This window comes from Polaromonas sp. P1_G4, assembly GCF_056405475.1.
The window spans coordinates 1-1,494 of record NZ_JBFUCA010000763.1 but is presented as its reverse complement, the minus strand read 5'-3'; the positions used below and the strand labels follow the sequence as shown (position 1 = coordinate 1,494).

At 60.4% G+C, this 1,494-nt stretch carries 2 protein-coding genes; both read left to right on the top strand.

All coding sequences use genetic code 11. The features are described 5' to 3' along the window. Positions 1 to 290: winged helix-turn-helix domain-containing protein (locus tag AC1D1X_RS23110; RefSeq protein ID WP_477699316.1), on the top strand; the 290-nt coding region annotated here is incomplete at its 5' end. Beyond that, on the top strand, positions 287 to 1,494 hold a 1,208-nt coding region (locus AC1D1X_RS23105; RefSeq protein ID WP_477699315.1), incomplete at its 3' end, for a histidine kinase dimerization/phospho-acceptor domain-containing protein. The genes AC1D1X_RS23110 and AC1D1X_RS23105, both read left to right, overlap by 4 nt.

Genomic DNA, 1,494 nt, shown 5'->3' with positions numbered 1-1,494 from the left:
CTACGATAACGGCCGGCGCCTTAGTAATCAATCCGGCCACGCGGGCCGTTCACCTGAACGGAAAATCGGTTGAGCTGGCCCCGCGGGAGTTCGGTGTCTTGCTGGCTTTAGTGGAGGTTAGGCCCCGCGTACTGTCACGGCCGCAGATTGAAGCCCGGCTCTACAGTTGGGGCAATGCGCTCGACAGCAACGCCGTGGAGGTTCATGTGCATCACCTGAGAAAGAAGCTGGGTGAGGACGTAATACGCACACTGCGCRGCGTCGGTTACTTCGTACCGGAGAAACCATGAGGGTTGCGCAGATGTCGCTGACCACGAGCCTTATGGCTTGGGCGCTGGGCGCGCTATTGATTGTCTGGGGTGGTTTTATCGCATTGGGCTACCGCACGGGTATTCACGAGGCTGACGAGCTCACGGATGGCCACTTGGCCAGCGTCGCTTTTCTTGAACTTGCGGAAAGTTTTGCCGGTGTCGACTCACGCACTGACTTCAGCAACACCGCCGCGCTGTCCAACCTGAAGAGTCACGATTACCAGCGCTCCATGAGCGTGGTGATGTGGGACGGGCAAGGCAAAACGCTTATGCGTATCGGAGACGCGCCGCCTGTCGCTTTCAATATGCGCGAAGGCTTTGAGAACCTGACGCTGGGCTCACCGCCGGTTCCCTGGCGGGCATTTTCGCGCTGGGACGGGCCTGACCGAACGCGCAAGGTAACCGTGCTGCTTGATTCAGCAGAGCGTGATGACCTGGCAAAAGACATTGCCGGGCAAGTTGCCGGCCCCGGTTTTTGGCTGCTGCCCGTGGTTGCGCTGGCGCTGGGCTTTGCAATCCACCGGGGTTTAAGACCCCTGTACGCCTTGTCGCGCGATGTGGACGCCCTGGACATTCACAGGGCCGCCCCGCTTCAAGGGCCCTACTCGCAGCGTGAGTTCCGGGCTGTTGTGGATTCGATCAACACGCTGGCGAGTCGCTACCAATCGGCCGTTGAAAGAGAGCGGGAACTGGCCAGTGAACTGGCGCATGAACTGCGCACGCCTCTGGCCTCGCTGACCCTGCAGGCGCACGCCTTGAGGCGAGCTGCCTCCGGCGAGGAACGCGATTTACTTTTGTCGCAACTCGAGCAGGACGCTTTGCGGGCAGGCCAGGTCCTGGCGAACCTACTGGCGCTGGCGCGCGCAAGCCGGACCGACTTGCTCGAAGCACGGCAAGCGTTGAACCTGGATGAAATAGCGCTGAGCGAGATAGCCGAGTTCGGCCAGGCTGCCATGGAAACCCGACATGATCTATCCTTGGTGAGYCCGGGCTTCTTCAGCATTGAGGGGCACGCGGTACTGCTAAGGCTGGTGCTTCGCAATCTGGTTGAAAACGCCTTGAGCCATACGCCACCGGGAACCCGCGTGGAAGTGCAACTGGACCCTGTGGCCCGTTGGCTCCAGGTGTGTGATTCGGCCAAAAAAGACATTCAAGTCCTTGCGGTCAGCCTTAACGCGAGCAA